General features: G+C 62.4%; 1 protein-coding gene. It reads left to right on the plus strand.

Translation table 11 applies throughout. The annotated features are described in order from the left end of the window. Positions 1-8: 8 nt before the first annotated feature. On the plus strand, positions 9-439 hold a 431-nt coding region (locus ETC05_RS17425; protein ID WP_171661558.1), incomplete at its 3' end, for an aldehyde dehydrogenase family protein.

Below are 439 nucleotides of genomic sequence, written 5' to 3' on the forward strand. Positions count from 1 at the left end.
GGCTCAGCATGATCTACGCACAACCCGGAACTCCAGGCGCCGTCGTGTCTTTCAAACCACGCTATGGCAATTTCATCAACGTTGAGTTCGTGCCGCCGTTGGCTGACCAGTACTTCACCAATAGCTCGCCGGTCAATGGCCAGCCAATTGCCGAATTCCCGCGTTCCACTGCCCAGGATATCGACCGTGCGCTGGACGCCGCGCATGCCGCCGCCCAAGCCTGGGGCAAGACCTCGGTACAAGACCGCGCCCTGGTGCTGCTGAAGATTGCCGACCGTATCGAACAGAACCTGGAGGTACTCGCCGTCGCCGAAAGCTGGGACAACGGCAAGGCCGTACGCGAAACCCTGAATGCCGACGTGCCGCTGGCCGCGGACCACTTCCGCTATTTCGCCGGTTGCATCCGCGCCCAGGAGGGTGGCGCGGCCGAGATCAACGA

Source organism: Geobacillus sp. BMUD, assembly GCF_013096845.1.
Taxonomy (GTDB): domain Bacteria; phylum Bacillota; class Bacilli; order Bacillales; family Anoxybacillaceae; genus Geobacillus; species Geobacillus vulcani.